Source organism: Clostridium sp. AWRP (assembly GCF_004006395.2).
Lineage (GTDB): Bacteria > Bacillota > Clostridia > Clostridiales > Clostridiaceae > Clostridium_B.
The window spans coordinates 2049386-2072803 of the sequence record NZ_CP029758.2; the positions used below are offsets into that span (position 1 = coordinate 2049386).

Here is a 23418-nt window from a genome sequence, read left to right on the forward strand (position 1 = left end):
TTGTCTTCTATATTAGTACCTATTAGCAGAAATACTATACAATTTAGCCATATTAAAATTACCACTTTCAATAAAAAGGGCGCTAAATTGTATCAAAATTATAGCGATTAGACATATGTAAAGTATAATATTGATACCTTTTGTGGCTATATCCAAAATAAGGGAAAAACTTGAAATAATGGGTGAAATCATGTATTATCAAATAGTCATCGGATAAAAGTAGGAAGAAACCGAAATAAAAAAGTGAAGAAGATATAGAAAGAAATCTTGAGCAAAGAGTTTGAAAAAATCAATAGATTTTTTTATTGTATAAAAACATATTATAGACAAAAGTTAGTAATATGAATGGCTTGACGCCCTTGAATGTACACACATTCGAGGGCCTTGCTGTGGTGCGCCCAGCATGAATGCAATCTAAAGGGTGAAAGTCCCTAGCACGGGTTGATAGTACCAAGTGCATAGCTTAAGACAAGGGTGTCCATGGTGACGTGGAATCTGAAGGAAGTCGGCGGCAAAACTCCGGTCTGACGGACAGAAATTACATATAAGGCATATGTCTGTGGGTGAGGTTGCAACACAAACTGAAGCCCTAAGCTATTCAAGACAGACGGTGTAAATGTAGCAGATAGATGGAGTGAAAGATTGGGTTCTTACCTGGGGAGGTCTGATAGGCATGTTATGGATATGAAATTAGAAATAATAACCTACGCAGTGATGTGTAGTTGAACTATCAGAAGTCAGCAGAGGTCATAGTACCACGCAGTATGCGTCGGCGTGGGAAGGACTGAACAATAGGAGGTTTTAGAATTTTGAAAGATACGAAGAATTATGATAAAAGCAGACAACTTCATAAGAAAGGCTATCTACATGGAAAGAGAGTGGAACTCAAAAGCAATGTAGAAGTGCATAGTAATTCTTCTATGTCCAATAAAGGAAGAAACAACGTCAATGAATACAGTAGTGATTTACTGGAGCGAATATTATCAAGAGATAACTTGAATATTGCTTATAAAAGAGTAAAAGCCAATAAAGGAAGTCATGGTATTGATGGCATGACATTAGACGAACTTTTACAATACTTAAAAGAACATGGGCAGGAATTAAGGCAATCACTACATGAAGGAAAATATAAACCACAACCTGTCAGGAGGGTGGAAATTCCAAAGCCTGACGGAGGGAAGAGATTATTAGGAATACCTACTGTAGTAGACAGAGTTATTCAACAAGCTATTGCTCAAGTGCTAATACCAATATATGAAAAGAAGTTTTCAGAAAATAGTTATGGTTTTAGACCGCAAAGAAGTGCGAAGCAAGCTGTTGAGAAATGCAGACAATATATAAATGCAGGTCATACATGGACTGTAGATATAGACCTTGCTAAATACTTTGATACGATAAATCACGATAAACTAATAAGACTACTATCTAAAGATATAGAAGATGGTAGAGTAATTTCTCTAATACGAAAATACCTGCAAAGTGGTGTAATGATAAATGGAGTAGTTATGAATACAGAAGAAGGTGCACCGCAAGGTGGACCACTATCTCCACTATTAAGCAACATAATGTTACATGAACTTGATGTAGAACTAACAAAGCGAAAGCTTTGTTTTTGCAGATATGCTGATGACTGTAATATATACTTAAAAAGCAAGAAAGCAGCAAATAGAGTAATGGAGAGCATTACAAAGTTTATTGAAGAAGAGTTAAAACTCAAAGTAAATAGAGAGAAAAGCACAGTAGATAGACCTTGGAAACTTAAGTTTTTAGGATTTTCCTTTTATAGGGGTAAAGGTGAGTATAGAATAAGAATTCATGAGAAACCTTTGAACAAATTTAAAGCGAAACTTAAGAAATTAACTTCAAGAAGTAATGCAATGAATATGGAATATAGGTTTTTAAAATTAAAACAAGCAATAGTTGGATGGGTAAACTATTTTGCTATCGCGGATATGAAAAGTATTCTTAAGAAGCTTGATGAATGGTTAAGGCGAAGGGTAAGAATGTGTTTTTGGAAACAATGGAAAAAGATTAAAACAAAACACGATAATCTTGTAAAATTAGGAACACAAAATAATAAAGCATGGGAATTTGCTAACACAAGAAAAAGCTATTGGAGAACATCCAACAGCCCAATATTAGCTAAAACTTTAACCAATAGTTATCTAAAAGGAAAAGGATTAATCTCTATTTCTGAAATTTATTCATTAGTGCGTTAATTCCTATTGAACCGCCGTGTACTGAACAGTATGCTCGGTGGTGTGAGAGGTCGCTGAATAAAATAATTATTCAGCTCCTACTCGATTGAAAAAGCACAGCAGGAAGATTAATTAGAGGAGGATACATTATGAAGATTTCAAAGAAAGATGCATTAAAATGGTTTGAATTTTTTTCGATATTACCAGAGGATGAGGAAGTTATGACAAAACAACAGGAAATCATTTACGCTACCTTTGCACAAATTGAAGCAGCAATTGATTATAGAAATGATATGTTAATGTCGGAAATTACAGGTTTGAAAACCTTAAAGAATAGAACTTTTTTTGTAGGGAATGAAAGTAAATTTCCTAAAGGATGTCGCTCTTGCTTGCTTGGAACTGGTTTGAGTGCAATTAGGAAAACGAACAAATGTAATTTGGAGTGTAAGTTTTGTTATGATTATGGAGAGATAGAAGATATGCCTCCAATTGGTGAAGGTATGTGGGAGATTGGGGGTACAAAATTTTATGAGAAGGATATTGATTTACTCCTTTCTATTCATCAGAAACCTACTGGTATTTCATATGTTTATTTAGAGCCGTTTATGGAAATTGAAAAATACTATTCTATAATAATGAAATTTAGAGATGCAGGGGTTTATCAACATCTATATACAAATGGTACTTTAGCCTCGGAAAAGACATTGAAAGCATTAGGTGAAGCTGGTCTTGATGAGATACGTTTCAACTTGGGTGCCACTAATTGTTCAGATAAAGTTATTGAAAATATTGCAATAGCAAAAAAATATATTAAAAATGTAGGTATCGAAACTCCAATGACTCCTGAGTTTTTCAAAGCTTTTTTTGAGAAAAAGCAAGTAATCTTAGATACAAAACTTGATTTTATAAATTGTGCAGAATTACATTTAAATGAGAATAATATAAACAATTATTATGGGGAGAATATGTATATTACAAGGCAAGGATATATATCTCCAATTTGGAGTAGGAAATTAACTTTGAAATTTATGAAAGCAGCTGATGAAGAAAACTGGGATTTAGCAGTTCATGATTGCTCAAATCATACAAAGTTTGCCAGAGGCTTGAACTTGAGCAGCAAAGAGGGTAAGTGGTTTGGAGCTAGCGACTATTCCTGTGAGTTTTCTAGGATACCATACGAAATATTTTTACCAATACTGCGTGATGACAATTTCAAATTTCTAAGTGAAGAAGAATTGCCTGAGGGCTATAAACCAGGAGAGATGATTTTTTAGAAAGTTTTTATATGCACTTTTTTAGAAAAGAAAATATAGATAGGGAGAGTTTTTAAGTGTTAGTGATGCACTTGAGAGCTTTTTTTATGTTTAAATATGTCTTTTAATTTAGTTATTAGTATGTAAAAATATGTTATAATTTTCTTAGATATAAAAAATATATAAATGGGGATGTTTATCATGGAATTGCAGAGTATTTATATTTAAAGGAGGTTAAGGAGAGAAAATGAAAATTATTAAATATGTAAATAACAGTAAGCAAGCTAGGTGTTTTGAGGCTTAACAAGATAGAGTTTGAGAATGAACCGTGGGTTCTAGGATTCTCTGTATTTGCAATAGGTAGCCAAGAGGGGAAAAAAGCTATTATCCTAGTGAACAAAGTACATCAGTTATCAGAAATTGGTACAGCAAAGAATAATAGGTGAATTATGATTAATCATGTAAAAATATGAACAAGGGGGGATTGTAATGAAATGGTTTAATAATTTAAAGGTAATTCAAAAACTCATAACTGGTTTTATTATAGTAGCTCTTTTTATAGGTATAGTTGGCGCAGTTGGTATAGTAAACATGAGAAAGATAAATTCTAATTATAATACAACATACAATAATGATTTTATAGGCATAAAAAATCTTCAGCAGCTATATGTAAATACTTTAACTATGCGTGTTTCAGTTATGAGAATAGTTGAAGACAAAAATGTAACTGGAACTACTGATGCAAAAGATGTAGCTCAACGAATCATAGATAATAGTAAATTGTTGTCAGAATATAAAAATAACTATTTAAACAATTCTCAACGAGATTCATTTAATTCATTGACTAATTATTTAAAACAATACGAAGACTTGGATAGTGAATCTATAAGTCTTGTGAGCAATGGAAAATATGGTGAAGCATCTAATTTAAGTCATTCAATAGGTGATGCAAGAGATAAAGTATCTAATTCTTTGAATGAACTGATTAAAAGTTCCCAAAAGGATGCAAGTAATGCAAGAATGCAAAGTGAGGCATTGTATTTAAAATCCTCTGAAATCATGTTTACTGTATGTGTGTTAGGATTGATAATTGCAATTGTATTGGGATTAATAATATCTTTGTCAATATCAAATCCTTTAAAAAAAGTTTTAATTTTTGCAGAAGCTATGGGAGAAGGAGATTTCACCTCAACAATTGATATAGATACTGAAGATGAAATTGGTAAAGTAATCAAAGCTTTAAATAGGGCTACTACTAACACAAAAAATTTAATATCTGAAATAATTACAAGTTCAAAACATATAGATGTTTCAAGTGAAGAGCTTTCTTCTGTAGTAGAAGAATTATCATCAAAAGTTGAAAATATAGACAGTGTAGTAATAAAAATACAATCTGGAATTGAAGAAACAAGTTCGTCTTCTGAGGAAATAACAGCTTCTGTAGAAGAAGTAGATTCGAGTATCAATGAATTGTCTGCAAAAGCTGTGGAAGGAAGCGATAATGCAAACAAATCCAAAGATAGAGCTACTAATGTAGAAAAGCAAGGTAAAGATGCTATAAAGGAAGTAAAAAATCTATATGAAGAAAAGAAAAATAATATGCTAAAAGCAATAGAGGAAGGCAAAGTAGTAGAAAACATTAAGGTTATGGCAGATACTATTGCAAGCATAGCAGAGCAAACAAATTTACTTGCACTTAATGCAGCCATTGAAGCAGCAAGAGCAGGAGAACAGGGCAAAGGATTTGCAGTAGTGGCAGAAGAAGTGAAAAAACTTGCAGAGCAATCATCCGAAGCAGTTACTGGTATACAGGATACCATTATAAAGGTTCAGAATGCATTTAAAAATCTGGCTGGAAATGGCAGTGATGTATTGAAATTTATTAATGAAAATGTAGACCCTCAATTTGAGCAATTTGAAAATGTAGGAAAGCAATATTATGATGATTCTGATTTTGTGACCCAAATGTCAGAAGAAATAGCATCTATGTCAGAAGAACTTACTGCTACAATTGACCAGGTAAGTCAGGCAGTTCAAAGTATGACAATAACTGCACAAAAATCTTCAGAACATACAGAAACAATAGTAGGAAGTATAGATGAAACCACAAAAGCAATAGAGCAGGTAGCTTTAACTGCACAAAGTCAGGCAGAACTTGCACAGAAACTAAATGAACTGGTGATGAAATTTGAGATATAATTAGAGTTGTGGCTGCACATGTTTATTTTGCGAGAACGTCCATATATTTGTGTAAAATAGAATTATAATATGAAATAAATATTAAGTGAACATTTTGATATTTATTTCGTATTATAATAGTGGTTAAAAATATAAGGAGAATGTGTATGTTTTATTGTCCATATGCTCGTAGAATAAATAATTATTATAGGGCTAATCAAATGAATTCTTCTATTAGGGTATTTCATGCTGCACCAAATGCACCAGCTGTAGATGTTTATGCCAATGGAAAACTTATTGTAAAAAATATTTCCTATACGGAACTCTCACAATATATTTCGGTTGCTCCCGGCAGCTACAATATTATGGTTTATCCTTCAGGACAAATGACAAACCCTGTTATAAATACGGATTTAAATATTCCTGCAAATACTGTATTTAATGTAGCTGTAATAGGAACTCTTCCTGATATTAGTTTATATCCTATACAAGAACCAACTACTGCTCAAAACTTTGGAAGGCCTTGTATAAGATTTGTTCATCTTTCTCCAAATGCACCAGCTGTTGATATAAAGTTGTCTGATGGCACAAAGGTATTTACTGATGTTGGTTATAAAGATATTACAGATTATGCCTGTGTTCCTACAGGAACGTATACTTTCACAGTTAGCCTTGCTGGCAGGGACAATGTAGTATTAACTGTTCCAAATGTTAAATTGGATCCTAATAATTACTATACCTTGTATGCAGTTGGTCTGGTTGGAAAATCTCCAGTTTTAGAAGTTATGTTAGTGCCAGAACCAAGATACTAAGTCAAAAATACTGTAGTTTTAAGTAACTGCAGTATTTTTGATTAAATGTTAAATTTGACAAATAACAACAACTATATAAGGTATTGTTTGAGCTGGTATACTCTTTGTAGAAGCTCCATAAATTACGATTAAATTTCGATTTGCAGGATTTCCAGTAAAAGATTGATCATTTCAAAAAAGAGATATGTAAATTATGTGATAATTACATAAATAAGATATTATTACATATGATTTTGCAGGAGAAAATAAAAATATCCAATTCATTTCATGTAGAAATTAAGCATAAAAATATTCGCAATTCTATGCAAAAATATGAAAATTGTGGTATAATTTTATATTATTTAATAAAAATTGTAATAGAGGTGATGTTGTGGAAACTTTATGCAGTACATGTAGTTTACGTAATGATATAGAAAAACATAGAATTATGTTGAATAACTTAATAGCTAAAAAAGAGTATAAATTGCTTGATGAAGAAATTATTAATTTAAGTAAATATTTGGACGAATTAGTTTATAGATGTGTATTTTGCAATAAAAGTTTAGAATATATTTCTAAACTAAATTTAAAAAACGTATTTGGAATGCATTCAACTTTTTATTATTATGGATACCAGCATCTTTTTACTAGTCTGTATTTTTATATAACTGCAGGTATCAACAATAATGAACTTATATATGTTTCTATGGAAAAAAGTCTTTACAATAAATTATTGGCTTTTTTGAAAGTTAATAAGGTTTCTGTTGAACATATTAAGTTTAATAGTGTAGAAAAACTAATTAAAGGTAATAGATATGGTGGCTTAATTGAATTAAAACATCAAATTAATAAAGCACTTTTAAGTAATGAAGTTAAAAAATATAGTGGCATAAGATGGATTGGACAACCCTCTTATGCTATTAAAATCACTTCTCAAAATGACTTTTTAGCTTTTGAAACAAATCTAACTGAAGGTGTATACAATACTAAAGCATCCATACTTTGCATATATGATGCTTATGATTATATGAATAAAGGAGAGTTTATAAATAAAACAGTAATAGAAAAATCTTTACTTACCCATTCTTATATTTTAAAAAATTCATTTTTAGAGGAGATAGGTTAGGGAAAAAAATAATAATCTATGATACCCCCATTTATTAAGTTGGTATACACAGTATAAAATTCCATTAATATGGTGTACAGGAATGAACATACTTCTTCAAATTATACATATTGTGTTCGATAACTTAATTGATATTTAATTGATATTGGGGGGATATAAATTGAAAAAAATACATATTTTATTTTGTTTTCTATTTATAATGTTTTTTATGGCAGTGCAAGATGCAGCAGCAGCTCCATCCAATATCAGATTTGGTGGAATAAGCAGATATGAAACTTCAGTAAATGTTTCACAAAATAATTTTCAAAAATCAGAGTATGTAGTTTTAGTTTCAGGAGAAAATTTTCCAGATGCTATTTCTGCAGCACCTCTTGCAAAAAAGTATAATGCACCTATTTTAATAACAGAAGGTACTAATTTAAATTCTAATGTAGATGAAGAAATTAAAAGATTAGGAGCTAAAAATGTTTTTATAGTAGGTGGTATAGGAGCAGTCTCTAAAACTATTGAAGAACAATTAACTGCCCTTAATATCCAGGTTACTCGTATAAGTGGACAAGACAGATATGAAACGAGCACTAAGGTGGCAGAAAGTATAGGCACAGGTAATGGAATAGTGATAGCTTCAGGAGAAAATTTTCCAGATGCTTTATCTATAGCTTCTATAGCAGCGGCAAAACAAATGCCAATACTTCTTACACCAGCTAAAATATTACCTGATAGTGTTAAAGATTATATAAGTAATAATAGTATTTCTAAAAGTTATGTAGTTGGTGGTATTAATGTAATAAATGCTAATGTTGTTAAAGATTTACCTAATATGAAAAGGCTTAGTGGAATAGATAGATATGAAACAAATTCAAATGTAATAAATGAATTTTTGGGAGATTTTAATTTTAACAATCTATATTTAGCATATGGAGGAGATTTCCCGGATGCTTTATGTGGTTCAGCTGCAGCAGCAAAGGACTTTGCCCCTATTGTTTTAGTTAGCAAAAGTTACACAAGGGCACAGTTTTTAATTAGATCAAAGATAGATTCAATATCTTCATTAAAGATATTAGGTGGTACATTTGCTATGCCAGATGCTTTAGTACAGTCTATTTTGTATCCAAATAAAACTGTATTAGGGTATACTACTTATTATTATGTAGGAGATAGTTCTTCCTATAATTCTTTAGTAAATCATTCACAGGCAATAGATTCAATTGCTACAGATACTTATATTATGGATAGTACAGGTAATATAAAAGGTTTAGTACCACATAATCAGGTAAGCTATGCAAATGATAACAAAATTAAGACATATGCCATGATAACAAATAGTTTTAATGCAGATACAGCAAAAGGTGTACTGGAAAATTCAACAAATAGGCAAAAACTTATAGATAATATATTACAAAATTTAAAAGCAAACAATTATAAAGGTGTAAATATTGACATAGAGAATGTTTACTATTATGATAGAAGTTATTTTACCACATTTATGAGCGAACTATATAATACACTGAATCCACAGGGATTTGAAGTCACAATAGCGCTTCCTGCTAAAACAAGTGATAGTATGTGGCAGAGCTGGATTGGAGCTTATGATTATGCTGAGATTGCAAAGGTTTCAGATAAGATTGTATTGATGACTTATGATGAACATTGGTCTGGCGGAGAACCTGGTGCCATAGCATCTATAGGATGGGTTCAAAATGTAATAAATTATGCAATAACAGTTATTCCTAGAGATAAAATACTATTGGGATTAGCAGCCTATGCTTATGATTGGCCATCAAATGGAGCAAAAGCAAAATCTTATGGCATAAGTCAAGCATATAATACGGCTTCACAAAATGGTGCACAGGTTAAATGGGATTCTGCAGCTAAAAGTCCATACTTCAATTATACTGATAGTTCAGGCATATATCACACTGTATATTTTGAAAATAGTACAAGCATCTCATATAAACTTGATATTGTAAATAATTATGATTTGGGTGGAGTTTCTATATGGAGATTAGGATTGGAGAATTCTGATTACTGGGAAACTATTAGTAATAAATTTAACAGATACTAAGTAAATTTTCTATTTGTTAAAACAATGAACTATTTTTTGGGAATAAATGCTATGAGAAAGGCAAATAAAATGAACACTTTAACATATAGTTAGACCTGTCTTTTATAAATAAACAGGTCTGCTATTACTAATATCTATACTGGTTTATATTAAAGAGGAAATGTTAGCGAGGCTGAACGTTTCCTCCAATAAAGTTTGATTTTACAAATATAATCTACTGTTATTAGTTTACTGAGGTGGTAGTTTACTAATTTCATAATTTAAAGATTCTTGTACACTTTGAACTGTAGGGTAACCTGATACAGGGCGATCGTCAATCATGCCTTGCAGTACAATTGTTTGATTTGCAGGAATCAATCCATTAAATACAGTGAGGTCTAATCCAAGGTCGGGATTTGTGATAGCTGCTTCCATTCCAGTTGTAGCTGATGCTGTATTGACATCGCTTAAAGCTGGATTTATCAGATTATTTTCACCAATCCTTATGATTAAGATTGAGGCACTTACGCCGTTGGTTGCTGTACCACCTGCATTATTGACAAGATTTATACTGGAAGCACTTGTATGATTTCTTAGTGTTAATATATCACCGGCGTTACCAGATAATACAGCTATACCTGTATTATCTCCATAACATGAAGCAGATGGAGCTGGAGTTGGAACTGTTATGCCATATATTGTACCTGGAACAAGGTTATTGTTTTTAAATACTGCAAATTGATTTGAAAGATTTCCTGTAACTCTGAATAATACAGCATAAAATCCGGAATTTTTTATATTTATATTTTTTGAATTTATACTATGGGTAATTCCCGATAATGATCCATTTGTATTAAAAGGAATATCTGCTTCAACTCCAATACTTTGTGTTCCCGTATTGAATATATAGGCATGGTCAGGTAAAAGTGTTGAAGTTTTGGTGTATTCTATCTTTAAAAATGGTTTTTGATTTGGAAATGACCAATTGGTAGAGAAATATCCAATTACGGAATTTGTAATATTTTCCACTCCTTTTAATGTTATCCCATAATTTAAAGATGGAGTATTTATCCAATTAATAACTACATTAGTTATATCTATGCTGATATAGTTGCTAACATCTGCATCTGTTACATTTATAGAGTAAGGAGTTGCTGCTATATTAGGTGCGTTGTTCCAGGTAACGGTGTCTTGAGAAAAATCAGATGAATTAGTTGATACAGTTACATTTTGTGGTGACAGCAGCGAATCGGGTTTGTCTTTTCTATATACAAATAATTCCAAAGAGGCGCTTGTTACTGTATTGCCCGGAGGAATTAAACCTGATAAATTAAATTTGAACAAAGTTCTATATTTATATGAAAGTTCATCTTCAGTTCCGGTAAATAAAAGAGCAGAACTTCCAAAATTTGTGCCTGAATTTAGAGAATATATATAAGCATTATCACTAGGTGAAACTTGTATGACAGTCATAATCACATCTCCTTTTTATTTTCTTTTGTCTTAAATTAGAACTTTTTAAGGCCTAATATAGCATATGTATGCACACAAGAGTTGTTTACAAAACAACTCAAGGTTTCCCTTGAGTTGTTTATTTGATAAATATATTAATTTTGGCAACATGAATTTGAAGATGTAACTATTGCTCCAAGTAGTGCATTATTGATTGCAAGAGTTCCAGTTGTAGCTGCACTGGTAACAGTTGCAACTACTGTATAAGTGCAGCAGCCATTGAAGCAGCTGCAGTCGCAGTCACAAACGAAGAAAGAAAAAGTTTGACTAAAAATTAGAGCGGCTTCTGAAAAAGCCCATGCAGGTCCAATTGGAGTAGGCGTAATCTGGTTGCCGCATTGTTTAAATACTTGAAAACTTAAAGAACCTGTAAAAGCAGCTGCTGCAACAGGATTGCTTGCAAATTCAAGTTTTATGCATGGATTTTTTAAACGACGGGTATCTAATGTTAAGGAAGCAAGGGTAAAATCTCTTGCTGTAGTAGTTGCAGCTATAACAGGTATTGTAATTGAATTAGGGCACCCGCATTTTATAATGGTGGCAGCTATTTTTTGGCTTTTACAAGGATCATAATTTTCCTTGGAGCAAGGATCACAATCGTCTTTATAATAATATCTTGACATAGAATTCATGGATAAAATCCTCCTTTTTATATTAAAAAATGAAATAAGTTGATTAAAAATAACATCAAAACATATTGGCAATCTTGCTATTATCTTCTACTATAATATATGATTTCATTAAAAAATGGTGATGATAGTTTTTGCAATTTATTTGTTTTATGATAGTGCTGTTCTATCATTTTTATTATTCCATGTGATTTTTGTCGAAATCATCATTTAAATTTTCTTTGTTACAATAGGAAAATAGCGGCTCTAAATTTTGATCAGGATAGAATTTTGGAATAGGAGATTTTTCGAATATTTCACGTGGATTTTCTTTAGCATTTTCTCCAGAAGCTTCTTTTGGAATGACGCTGTAACTGTAAGCTGGTATAAGAAGCTGCACAACAAATTCGCTTTTTACAACAATATAATATCCTAAAGTTATATCAAGTACGTAATTACCATCGCTATCTTTAATAAGTTTACCGTCTAATGCATTTGCAACCATTTCCAAATTAATAATATTGGAATCCTGATCTTTGGATTTGATATTGCTATAAGCTTCGGACACCGGATCAGGACAATATAAACTTTCTATACAATCTGTTCTATTAATTTCATAAAATTCACTCTTATTTACACCATTAATATCTACATAATCGGCGTAAAATGAAATTATATAAGAAAGAATTATTTTTTTAAAACCTTCTTTCTTTTTTAGAGGAATTTTATCTATAGAAATTAATTTTATATTAAAATCTCTGGAGTCTATATATCTTTTTGGATCGACAATGACGTTGCTCCTTAATTCACAATCTGTTTTATCTGTATCTGGTCCTTCACTGTATACAAGACATTTTTTGATTAAGCATTGATCAAATATTTTTGGAACTTCAATACAAACAAGTTCGGAAGGATCAGGTAATTGTCCTTGTTTGTTTACAAGACCAGGTCGTGGCTCAAATTTATTAAAATTAATGGACATAAATTATCCTCCTTTTAAATATTAATATAATAGAAAAATATATAATTATCACTTATATATTATGTTTTATTGATATAATTGTGATTTAATAAATTTTTTTATGGAAATAAAAGAGGTGAAATAATATGGAAAATAATTATCCGTGGGTTTTTATTAGCAGTGATAATAATATGTGGAAAGTTTATTTAAATAGTTCAAGTGAATTGATGTATAAAATAATATATGAGAATGGCAAATGGACAGAGGAAAAACTTATTGATACTAATGTAGTTGAGTTTTCTATATGCGTACAAGACCAAACTATCCATATAGTATATGCAAATAAAAAATATGAATTGAGATATTGTACTAGAAAAGATGAAAAGTGGTTTGGAGAAAAAATTTGTGATATACAAAAAAATAATTTTGAAATACAAACTTTAAAAGCTTTGATTTCACAGGATAAAATGCATTTATTTTATTTGCTTAAATCAAAGGGTGGTAGTAAGCGTGGAATTTTAAGACATTGTATATGGGATGGAAAAAAAGTAAAGCAGTATAATATACAATATATTGTTTTGTCAGACAGAATTAAGACATATTATCAAGTTTATGCTGAAGAAAAAAATTTAATCAAAATTTTTTTCGCTTCAAATAATAAAGATGAGCTTTCTCTTGGTTATTCTGAATATAAGGATGGATTATGGACAGATTCAAAGAGACTTTATGGGATTCACGGCAGCAATGTAACATTTAAAGTTCTAAAAACTCACTATACTATAAATATAATCAACAAGATGAAAGAGAATTTTACATATTCATTGGAGCATGTATGTATCGAAGAAGATACTATGAATATGAAAAGTTATAAAATCTATGAAGGAAAAGAGGAGCCTGTTGAACCAATTATATTTTCGGTAGATGGTATTTTATTTACTTCTTGGCTTAAAGAAAATAATGTATTTTGTTCAAAATATAATCTAGATAAGTGGGAAACGCCTATTGAAATTAATAAAGATTTAAAAGAACCAATTAATGCATATGTTTTTTTGAACAACAAAAAGTTAAATGATGCTTATATAGTATATGGAATAGAAAATACCAGTTTAAAAATTATCTCTTTTAAAGAAATTTCAAAAAATACAGTTAAAGCATTAAGCAAAGAAAAATCTGATATGTCTAATTATGATGAATATGTTGAGAAACTAAAACAAAAATCAAAAAACATATATTATGAAAATAATATTCTTAAAGAAAAAATAGATTTTTTAAATAAGGAAATAAAAGAAAAAAAGCTTAGTATAAATGAATATGAAAATAGGCTTATAAAAATTGGGGGAGAAAAAAAGATATTGAAAGAAAATTACGATTTTTTTATACAGGTGAAGAAAAATATACAAAAAGAACTTGAAAATACAAAAGAACAATTGGAAAATTATAAACTGTTCATTAATAAATTACAAAATAGTTTGGATAAGAAGGAAAAGAACAATAATAGATTGAAACAAGAAATTACTTATTTAATGAATGAAAATTTAAAAGTTAAACAGGAATTGAAACTTGAAAAAAATAAATCTATTGTAGATAAATTATTTAAGAAGAAAGAATAAAATAAATCCACCTAGAGTTTAAAGTCCTAGGTGGATTTTTTAGTAATGCATAATATCTGTAATCCCATCTTTATTTGAATGCCATTTAACATTGTGGTGATTAATACCATTTTTTATATTAGTTTGAGTGTATCTAATCATAAGGATAAAAAATGCTCTGTTGGAGAATTACATGGTAAGTTTGATTTTGAAAATAATTTACACATGATCCATAATGATTGTTTTTACTCTATTATGAATATTATAATAAGTAAAGTTAAAATTTAGTGTTATTTTGAAATAAGCTTTTATCCATAAATTTACTTGTGCACTAGATTTTCAATCACTCCATAGGGTCATTTCCTTCATAATCACATCCATTCATTTCATCTTCATTTGCTTCGTCTTCATCTTCATCTTCATCGGATTCTGGGAATAGAGGCTCTAAGTTTTGATTTGGATAAAATTTAGGTACAGGAGATTTATTAAATCTATTACAGATATTTTCTTCTGGTTCAGGCTGACAAGGTTCTTTAGGTATTGCGCAATAATCGTAAGCAGGTATTAAAAGTTGAACTATTATTTGGCATTTAACTACTATATAATAACCTAAAGTGATATCTAAAAATTTGTTATCATCACATTTAGTTATCTCTCCATGAAGTGCATCTGCTACCATTTCAAGTTTTATCATACTTGTATCACAATCTTCTAATCCTTTAGAATGCATTCTACTGCTTGACATTTTAGCAACAGAATCAGGGCAATAAAAATTCCAAATTACATCTTCCCTGTTAATTTCAAAAAATTCACTTCTGTTTACTGCATTGCAATCAATATAATCAGCATAAAATGATATTACATAACATATTACTAGTTTTTTATAATTCTTCTTTCTTGGTATAGGTATTTTTTCTACAGATTTTAGTGAAATTTTGAAATCTCTACATCCTAAAAATATTTTAGGATTTTCTAAAGGATTACTTCTCAATTCACAATCTGTAGTATTTGTATCAGGTCCTTCGCAGTAGGATAGACATTTTTTAATCAAACATTGGTCAAAAACCTTAGGTACCTCGACGCAGACTAATTCTGATGGATCTGGTAGGCATCCTTGCTTATTTACACGTCCGGGACGTGGTACGAATTTATTAAAGCTTATTGACATAACCTTCCTCCTTTTAAAAAGTATACAATATTTACATTATATATTATGCTTGAAAATTATAGTTGTGATTTTTTATAGTATACTATAGTTAAGAAAATTTCATGACATATATTTGCAGCAGAAAATTTCATATTTTTATTTAATAAGTGGAACTTTTAGAAACTTTAGAATAGTATATATCAGGATATAAATTATTGTAATAATATCCTAAAGTTTTAAAAAGGAGATATTAAAATGGATAATTCTAGTTTTTGTCCTGAACCTACTTGTAGTGCTAGAGTTATAAGCGCAGATACACTATCAGGTGCTAATAATTATCCTTTACCAAGAGGAGCATACAAGGTTCCAAAGGTTCTTGCAGAATTTGTAGTTCAATTGGATTCAGAATCAAAAATCAGACTCAATGAGCCTGCTTATGAAATAAAAAGAATAGAAAAACAAATATTTTTAACTGAATGCAGATATATCGCTCCAACAGATAAAGTTTTTATTCAGGGATATATAAGAAAAAATATAGAATATGCTACAAAAGAATGCACAACTCGTTCTGGAATAAGTGGAGTTATTAAGGATACTACCGTTCATATTCCAATTAAAGCATACACTCAAGTAAATTTCACTAATTTACCAAGAGTTCTTCCAAATCTTCCTCCGGTAGTAGCTAGATATTTTGATGCAAAAAGAAAAGGAAAAAATATAAGAGAAGCAGACAGGGGAAATATTGAAATTTTTAATGAGCCTGTTTTTTGTGAACTCGAATGGTCTGCAATTTTTGATGCAGATATCGACGATAGGGGAATCCCAATTGATGGATTTAAGAATGAAGAAGAATTTCAAGAGTTTACTGATAAATCAGTGGTATATCTATGCTTAAAATTATTGCAAAAACAGCAAGTTTGGTCTTTAGATGATAAGACTGGCAAGTGTGGTGCTAGAAATAATATAAAAAAATCAATTAGAAATGATGATATGCCATTAAAATCTAATTGGAATTTTTCAATTAATGATTTTATTCAAAGAAAATAGTAATTATTTATAAAGGGACTGGTTATTTATAACCAGTCCTTTAAGTCAACAAAATATATTAAAATGCATATTATAAATGGAAAGCAAAATTGGAGCAAGAATATGCGAAAAAGTAAATTCAAAAACAAAAAATATTTAACTTCTTCAAATGTAGTAAAAAATCAACATAATAAATACTGTGTTAAAACAAAACAGGAGGATACTTCTGAAAATAAAAGCAAGGTTAGTAAAAATAGTGAACTTCATAAGGAGACATTAAAAGTTAATGTTAAAATGAAAACTGATGAAATAAAATCAAATATGTGCAATTCCAAGATGATTGTAGAATGTAATAGTAATATGGTAAAACCTTTTGTCAATAATGGACTTTTTCCTGTAAGATTACCTGTTATAATATCACAACCTTCTGTTAGAATTAATATTGAAAATACTGTAAGTTTTTCAAAACCAGTTGCTTATATAAAGTCTATTAGGAGAACAGTTTTCATTACTCAATGTAGTTTAATCACTAATGTGAGAAAGCTTTTCTTAAGTGGAATTGTAAAAAAAAGTATTGAGTATTCAGAATTAGTGGCAGATAATACTAATTTATCAAATGGACAAATTAGAAATATTGTAATAAAAGTTCCATTTCATTGTGTTACTAAAATTAAATATATTGTCAACCCATTGATGTGTGAAAAAAATTATAAAAATAAATCCACATTAGCTAATGCTCAAAATTGTGAGCAAATTTTTTATGAAAGTTATAATGAGCCGTCTAAAATATCATGTGATCTCATTCATGCTAGTTTTGAAGAAATAAACATAAAAGATATTCAAAGTACTTACAATAAATTTAACGGAAAAACGTTTTTTGAAATAATTAACCAAAAAATGGTTATGACATTAATTATAAGACTAACTCAAAATCAAAATGTTTATGTAGCAAGTCGTATTAATAATTAAGAAGTATATATTCTTTATATATGTTAAAACTATCCTATCAGATAACATAATAGGAGATAGGATGAGAGTTTACATTAATTATTTTCAGGAGAAATAAATGAGAAAAGAAAGGTTAAAGTTGAATTGAAAATTCATTATATAAAAATATTAATTGGTAATTATATGTAGTAAGGATAAACCTTGTATAGTCTATTCTATTTTTAAAATAAAAATAGAATAGGGTATACAAAGTTATTTTACTTGTTTTTTACTTTTACTATGTGATGCAGCTTCTTTTTCAATAATATCTAGAGATTCAGATAGACATTCTTCAATAACATCAGAAGTTATTAATATTGATTTTTTATCTTTTAGTTTATTCAAAGTTACCAACCCCTTTCGTTTTTACTATTATATACTCATAAAAAGAAAATGTCAATTGAAATTATAGTTAAAATTAAAAGATTTTTATAATATAAAATTAAAATTCAGAATTTAATAAATTTTCACTTTAATTGTACAAGCTACTACATCTTAAGGATAATTAGAATAAAAGCTCTATTTTTATATTGAAAAATATAAATAAGTTTGCAAAAAAAGTGTTGTTTAAAATTTATTTATATGAATTTTTATGAAATTTCATATAATATTAAATGTTAATAAATTACTATGAGCAAATTGAACATATATGAAAAATTTTTTGGAAACACTATAAAAAATATGTTAATATAATTATAAGTAAGTCGATTATCTAAAGTGTAGAAAATAAAGGAATAACATTTAAATTAAGAAAGATGGTGGAATTATGAAAGATATTAAAGTAGTAGTTGTGGATGATTCACCTTTTTCAATTGCATTACTCAGGGATATGCTTACTGATAATGGATTTGATGTTGTTGGTGAAGCTACTTCCCTTCAGGAGACCATTGAAGTGGTAGGTAAATTAAGACCAAATATTGTAACTATGGATATGACTATACCAGGTACAGATGGCATTGAATGTACTAAAGCAATTCATTCCATAGATCCAAACATAAATGTTATAATAGTAAGTTCCATGATGGATGATGAAATAGTGAAAAAAGCTAAAAAAAATCATGCTTGTGGATATATTCAAAAACCTGTTGACCCTGAAGAACTTACTTTATTGATAAATAGAATAATGGCAGATGATGAATTATTTAAGGACCTTGATGAAGTTTATTACAAGGTTTATAAAGAATCCTTTATGGATGTTTTTAATAAATTAATGAAAACAGTACCAGAGTTTGGTAAAGAAAGTAACTCAGATGTAGAGTTAGTATCCAGGGGAATATCAGTTGTTATGGGAATTATAGGTAAGTATTCAGGAAGAATGTTACTAGATATGTCTTATGATACTGCAGAGAAACTTTCTGAATTTGCATTAAGGAGAAAGCCTAAAAATGCAGAGGAAATGTTAAACATTATGGGAGAAATTTGTAACATGGTGGCAGGAAATGCATCTTCTGTACTCAATAGAAAAAATAAATTATTAGGACTGCGTGTAGCACCTCCAAGTATATTTTATGGAAATTCCATAAATATATCTAAAGCGGAATTAGATACAACTACATCTTCTGTAGCTAATACTCAATTTGGTGAGATATATGTAAATGTAGGATTTCAAAGGAGGTCTGGAGAATGGATGTCAAATATATAAATCCATTTTTTGATGCGTTTTTAAATGTCATGCCTGAGCTTGGAATAAATGATATAAAAAGAGGCAAGATTAGTCTTAGGGGAAAAACTATAGAAAGTATGGGAGTTTTAATTATCATTGGAATTGTAGGCGATTTGAAAGGTAACATCATATATGAGACTACTATAGAGAATGCAAAAGCTATAGCCTCTAAGATGATGATGGGAGCTCCAGTCAAAGAATTAGATGAAATGGCTCAAAGTGCAATTGAAGAGCTTACAAATATGCTTACTGCCAATGCATCCACATCATTTTCAAATGAAGGCATTAGAATAGATATATCAACCCCTACATTGATGTATGGAAATTTTAAAGCTTCATCAAATGCAGATAAGACGATATGTGTGGAAATGATTATAGATGGACTTTCATTTCGAGTAAATGTTGCAATAGAGAAATGTAAATAAAGAATTGTTTATTATTTAGATATATTAAAAGTGGAGAATAAGTATATTCTCCACTTTTAATGATGTATTGACATATTATATTTAATATTTAAAAATATTTTAAATATTTTGGAATGTAATATAAAATGAGGTTTCATTGGACCAAAATATTTGAAGCCTGCTAAAATTATTACAACTCCTGAAAAAACTATTATCGAACTTAAAATTTTATCTATAAATTTTACATTTTTTACATTAAGCTTATTATTAAATTTACTCATGGTAAATACTAACAGAATCCACCACAACATGCTTCCTATAAATACTCCTAGTATTAAAAGTAATTTATGATCTGGTTCTTGTCCGATATGTGCCAAGCGCAGTCCTGTAAATACAGCTATAAAAGAAAAAATTGTTGCTGGGTTTGCTAGCGCAATAAAAAATGTTGATATAAAAGCTTTAAACATAGAACCGCTAGGTGAATAAGATTTCATATTTCCTGTTTTATCTATATCTTTGCCCGGACTTTTTTTAATAAAAGAATAGACACCAAAACAAATCAATATAATTCCACCTATTACATGAAAATATAATTTATGAATGAGAATGAATTTTTCTATTAATATAAAACCTAATGCTGCAATTGTTGCATAGATAGTGTCTGTAAGTGCTGAACCGAGGCCGGATATTAAACCACATTTACGCCCAAACGTGATAGTATTTTTAAGGCACATTGCACCAATTGGGCCTAAGGGCATACCTGTTATCAATCCTATAAGTATTCCTTTAAATAAACTTAGTAACATATAGTTTCTCACTTTCAATATAGTATTTAAAATTTAGTCTAATGAAAATATTTTATTCATACCTTATTATTTTATCCTTAAATAGATGCATATTCAACATAATATGTTTCATTTCTATAAATTTTATAGTATAAATTTATTGTACCGCAAAATACGATAAAAATTAGCATGAAATTTAAATAATATAGATAATAAATGACATAACAATGAAGTGATTCAAAATATGGTTGTTAAGTATAAATGAATCAATGTACGATAAGAACTTTCACGAATTAAAATACTTATAGATTTTTTTTACGAATAATGCTATTATTAACAATAATATTAGTAATAATATCAACAATAATGTATAGTATATACATTATCGCTAATGATTATGACTACAAATAAAGGAGAGTGACATTTATGGTGAGAAAAGTTTCATTACAGCGTAAATTGGTGGGAATATTGATACTTTTTGTTATAGTACCATTATTAGTAATATCATTTTTATCTTTTTACATGGAAACAAAACTTGTAAGTAACAAGGCCTATCAATTAACTAGTCAAATAGCAAGGGAAAAAGCTTCATTTATTGATTTGCATAACAATTCATTAAAACAGAATATACAGTCTTTATCAATTAATAATAATATAATAAGTGAAAACAAAGATGACGTAATGAATGCCCTTAGGAGCATAAATGAGAGTAATAAAGATATAATGCAGTGCTATGCAGCAGATGAAACAAAACAGATGTTAATATATCCTGAAAGTGTTAAGCTGCCGGAAGGTTATGATCCAACTAGTAGACAGTGGTATAAAGACACTATGGCTGCAGATGGACAAGTATTTGTAACTAAGCCCTATAAAGATGCAGTTACAGGTAAAATTATTATAACTATAGCAAAGAAAGTAACTTTTAGTAGTGGAAAACAGGGTGCTGTGGCTGCAGATGTTGACTTATCTGCTCTGCAAAAGAAATTAACTACAACTAAGGTTGGTAAAACTGGATATGCAATACTTGCTTTAGATGATGGTACAATAATTGCAGATTCAAATAATAGCAGTATAATGCACAATATAAAAAATGAAGTTGGGAATGGACAGAAAATTATAGATGAGAAAAACGGTAATTTTAAGTATGGCTTAGGTAAAAAAGCTCAAGTAATTGGATTTAGCCAATCCAAAGCAACAGGATGGATAGTTGTGACCATTCTTCCACAAAGTGATTATGCACAGGATTTAAATAAGAGCGAATTTATAAGTATTGTAGTTCTTATAATTATGTTAGCAGCTGCAGTAATTTGTGGAATATTCATTGCAAAATACATTTGCAAACCTCTTTTTAAAATACAGGTATTTGCTAAAAGGTTATCTGTATGTGATTTTACTACTCCTATAAAAATAGACAGACATGATGAATTTGCAGATACAGCTAATTCATTAAATAAAGCTCAAGAAAATGTAAAGTCACTAGTTAAAGTAATAGTTGCAAATTTTAAAAATATTAATGCTTCAAGTCAGCAGCTTTCTGCAACGGTTCAGGAAATGACATCAAAATTTGAAAATATAAATAATTCAATAAATCGTATAGCAGATGGATCTCAGGAAACAACCGCTTCTGTGGAAGAAATTACTGCATCCATAGAAGAGATAGATTCCAGTACAGTACAGCTTGCAAATAAGACTGAAGATGAAAATAAAACTGCAAGTAAATCTCAACAAAATGCTCTCTCTGTTCAACAAAATGCTGAAAGTGCCATAAAGGAATGTAAAAATGTCTATAAGGATGAGGAGAAAAAGATATTAAAAGCTATAGATGATGGAAAAGTAGTTTTACAAATAAAAGAAATGGCGAATGTAATAGAGAGTGTTGCAGATCAAACTAACTTATTAGCATTAAATGCAGCTATTGAAGCGCAGAGGGCTGGTGAGCAGGGAAAAGGATTTGCTGTAGTTGCTGAAGAAGTGAGAAGCCTTGCAGAACAGTCTTCTGAAACAGTTTCTACAATTAAGAGTACGGTATTAAAGGTTCAGCAAGTTTTTGAGAATCTTTCAAAAACTAGTCATAATTTGCTGCAATTTATTGATAAAAGTGTAAATATGCAATTGGATAACTATTTGAGTACAGGACAACAATATTATGAAAACTCTAAGTTTACAGCTAATGCTGTAGAACAAGTAGCTTCTATGACTGAAGAAATAGCAGCTACGGTAAATGAGATTACAAAGGCTGTTGGCGGCATGTCTGAAGTTGTGCAAAAATCTTCGGAAAGTACCAATGAAATTCGGAATGATATAAATGACGCAGCAGAGAAAATGGCTCAAATTGCTAAAAGTATGGAAAGCCAGGCAGAATTAGCTGAGACCTTAAACAGTACAATTAAGAAATTTAAGATTTAAATTTTTAAAATGGCAGTAAGTAAAACAAGCTAATTTTAGGACTAGCCCTTCTAATAGCTCTACTTTTTTAAAGGGGAGATATTAGAGGGGTTATGTCTTTATTTTTTGTTAACAATTTTGTTAACAATAATGTAATAAAAAAGATATTGATAAAAAAAATCATTAGTAGTAAAATATTTTACACACAAAGATTCGCATACGAAAGATTTCGATACAAAATATTATGGAATACTTAATTAAAAATGTAAAAGAGGTGAGTAAATGGATGATAATAAAAGCATTGTAATAATGAGGGAAATGAAAACAATATTATATTCTTTTAAAAAGAAAATGAAAAGTAGTTTTAATAGTTTTAATCTTACTGCACCTCAAGGAATGCTTATTGAAATATTGCGTAGATATGGTGATATGAAAATAAGTGATTTGAGTAAAAGGATGGGATTATCAAATAGCACTGTGTCTGGAATTATAGATAGATTAGAAAAACAAGGACTAGTAAAAAGGACTAGAAGTGACGAGGATAGAAGAGTAATTTATGTAGATGTAACTGATAAGTTTAAAAATGTATTCCAGGGGAATTTTAAAAAAATTGAACAAGAATTTGAGAATATGATGAGTAAAGCTTCCCCGGAGGAAATTGATAGTATACTTAATGGACTTCATCTATTAAAAAATTTAGTTAATAAGAAGAAGTAATTTAAAATGAAATTATAGTATTCATATAAGGAGAATATTAAACA

At 29.6% G+C, this 23418-nt stretch carries 19 protein-coding genes; 13 read left to right on the plus strand and 6 right to left on the minus strand.

Translation table 11 applies throughout. The annotated features are described in order from the left end of the window. The first annotated feature begins 809 nt into the window (after positions 1 to 809). From ltrA to DMR38_RS09620, 6 genes are all read left to right on the plus strand, one after another. Complete coding sequence (gene ltrA, locus DMR38_RS09595; protein ID WP_127720535.1) at positions 810 to 2219, plus strand: group II intron reverse transcriptase/maturase; 1410 nt, start codon at positions 810 to 812, stop codon at positions 2217 to 2219. Between the two features lie 128 nt (positions 2220 to 2347). Continuing rightward, complete coding sequence (locus DMR38_RS09600; protein ID WP_127721055.1) at positions 2348 to 3472, plus strand: radical SAM protein; 1125 nt, start codon at positions 2348 to 2350, stop codon at positions 3470 to 3472. 468 nt (positions 3473 to 3940) lie between these two features. Further along, positions 3941 to 5650, plus strand: a complete 1710-nt coding sequence (locus tag DMR38_RS09605) for a methyl-accepting chemotaxis protein (protein ID WP_127721056.1) — start codon at positions 3941 to 3943, stop codon at positions 5648 to 5650. A 146-nt stretch (positions 5651 to 5796) separates the two neighbouring features. Then, on the plus strand, positions 5797 to 6441 hold the full coding sequence (locus DMR38_RS09610; protein WP_127721057.1) for a DUF4397 domain-containing protein: 645 nt from the start codon (positions 5797 to 5799) through the stop codon (positions 6439 to 6441). Positions 6442 to 6811: 370 nt separating this feature from the next. Continuing rightward, positions 6812 to 7546 (plus strand): MEDS domain-containing protein, encoded by a 735-nt coding sequence (locus DMR38_RS09615; protein WP_127721058.1) that lies wholly within the window; start codon positions 6812 to 6814, stop codon positions 7544 to 7546. Positions 7547 to 7706: 160 nt separating this feature from the next. Next, positions 7707 to 9611 (plus strand): cell wall-binding repeat-containing protein, encoded by a 1905-nt coding sequence (locus DMR38_RS09620; RefSeq protein ID WP_175412972.1) that lies wholly within the window; start codon positions 7707 to 7709, stop codon positions 9609 to 9611. A gap of 228 nt (positions 9612 to 9839) precedes the next feature. On the opposite strand, the gene DMR38_RS09625 is transcribed toward DMR38_RS09620, so the two are convergent. From DMR38_RS09625 to DMR38_RS09635, 3 genes are all read right to left on the minus strand, one after another. After that, complete coding sequence (locus DMR38_RS09625) at positions 9840 to 11063, minus strand: DNRLRE domain-containing protein (RefSeq protein ID WP_127721059.1); 1224 nt, start codon at positions 11061 to 11063, stop codon at positions 9840 to 9842. A gap of 134 nt (positions 11064 to 11197) precedes the next feature. Continuing rightward, a complete protein-coding gene (locus DMR38_RS09630; protein WP_127721060.1) occupies positions 11198 to 11734 on the minus strand; it encodes a DUF4489 domain-containing protein in 537 nt (178 codons plus the stop codon). Between the two features lie 175 nt (positions 11735 to 11909). Next, positions 11910 to 12692 carry a hypothetical protein gene (locus tag DMR38_RS09635; RefSeq protein ID WP_127721061.1) on the minus strand — a complete coding sequence of 261 codons (783 nt, stop codon included), beginning with the start codon at positions 12690 to 12692 and terminating at the stop codon, positions 11910 to 11912. 125 nt (positions 12693 to 12817) lie between these two features. Here DMR38_RS09635 and DMR38_RS09640 point away from each other — a divergent pair, with 125 nt between their 5' ends. Further along, complete coding sequence (locus DMR38_RS09640; protein WP_127721062.1) at positions 12818 to 14281, plus strand: hypothetical protein; 1464 nt, start codon at positions 12818 to 12820, stop codon at positions 14279 to 14281. Positions 14282 to 14603: 322 nt separating this feature from the next. Here DMR38_RS09640 and DMR38_RS09645 read toward each other — a convergent pair whose 3' ends face one another. Continuing rightward, positions 14604 to 15428: a hypothetical protein gene (locus DMR38_RS09645; RefSeq protein WP_127721063.1), complete on the minus strand. Its 825-nt coding sequence runs from the start codon at positions 15426 to 15428 to the stop codon at positions 14604 to 14606. A 234-nt stretch (positions 15429 to 15662) separates the two neighbouring features. Here DMR38_RS09645 and DMR38_RS09650 point away from each other — a divergent pair, with 234 nt between their 5' ends. Then, the gene (locus DMR38_RS09650) at positions 15663 to 16454 is read left to right on the plus strand and encodes a CsxC family protein (RefSeq protein WP_127721064.1); all 792 of its coding nucleotides are present in this window, start codon (positions 15663 to 15665) and stop codon (positions 16452 to 16454) included. 102 nt (positions 16455 to 16556) lie between these two features. Then, positions 16557 to 17402 (plus strand): hypothetical protein, encoded by an 846-nt coding sequence (locus DMR38_RS09655; protein WP_127721065.1) that lies wholly within the window; start codon positions 16557 to 16559, stop codon positions 17400 to 17402. A gap of 231 nt (positions 17403 to 17633) precedes the next feature. On the opposite strand, the gene DMR38_RS22535 is transcribed toward DMR38_RS09655, so the two are convergent. Then, on the minus strand, positions 17634 to 17765 hold the full coding sequence (locus DMR38_RS22535) for a hypothetical protein (protein ID WP_279230811.1): 132 nt from the start codon (positions 17763 to 17765) through the stop codon (positions 17634 to 17636). Positions 17766 to 18186: 421 nt separating this feature from the next. Between DMR38_RS22535 and DMR38_RS09660 the strand changes: the two genes are divergently transcribed. Together DMR38_RS09660 and DMR38_RS09665 are read left to right on the plus strand one after the other, a co-directional pair. Further along, on the plus strand, positions 18187 to 19062 hold the full coding sequence (locus DMR38_RS09660; RefSeq protein WP_127721066.1) for a response regulator: 876 nt from the start codon (positions 18187 to 18189) through the stop codon (positions 19060 to 19062). Beyond that, positions 19044 to 19508, plus strand: coding sequence for a chemotaxis protein CheX (locus DMR38_RS09665; protein WP_013238540.1), 465 nt, complete (start codon positions 19044 to 19046; stop codon positions 19506 to 19508). Before DMR38_RS09660 ends, DMR38_RS09665 begins: the two co-directional genes overlap by 19 nt. 56 nt (positions 19509 to 19564) lie before the next feature. Here DMR38_RS09665 and DMR38_RS09670 read toward each other — a convergent pair whose 3' ends face one another. Further along, entirely contained in the window at positions 19565 to 20293 is a 729-nt protein-coding gene (locus tag DMR38_RS09670) for a LysE family transporter (protein WP_127721067.1), read from the minus strand. A gap of 405 nt (positions 20294 to 20698) precedes the next feature. Between DMR38_RS09670 and DMR38_RS09675 the strand changes: the two genes are divergently transcribed. Further along, positions 20699 to 22678: a methyl-accepting chemotaxis protein gene (locus tag DMR38_RS09675; RefSeq protein WP_127721068.1), complete on the plus strand. Its 1980-nt coding sequence runs from the start codon at positions 20699 to 20701 to the stop codon at positions 22676 to 22678. A gap of 261 nt (positions 22679 to 22939) precedes the next feature. Further along, on the plus strand, positions 22940 to 23374 hold the full coding sequence (locus DMR38_RS09680; RefSeq protein ID WP_127721069.1) for a MarR family transcriptional regulator: 435 nt from the start codon (positions 22940 to 22942) through the stop codon (positions 23372 to 23374). Positions 23375 to 23418 lie beyond the last annotated feature (44 nt).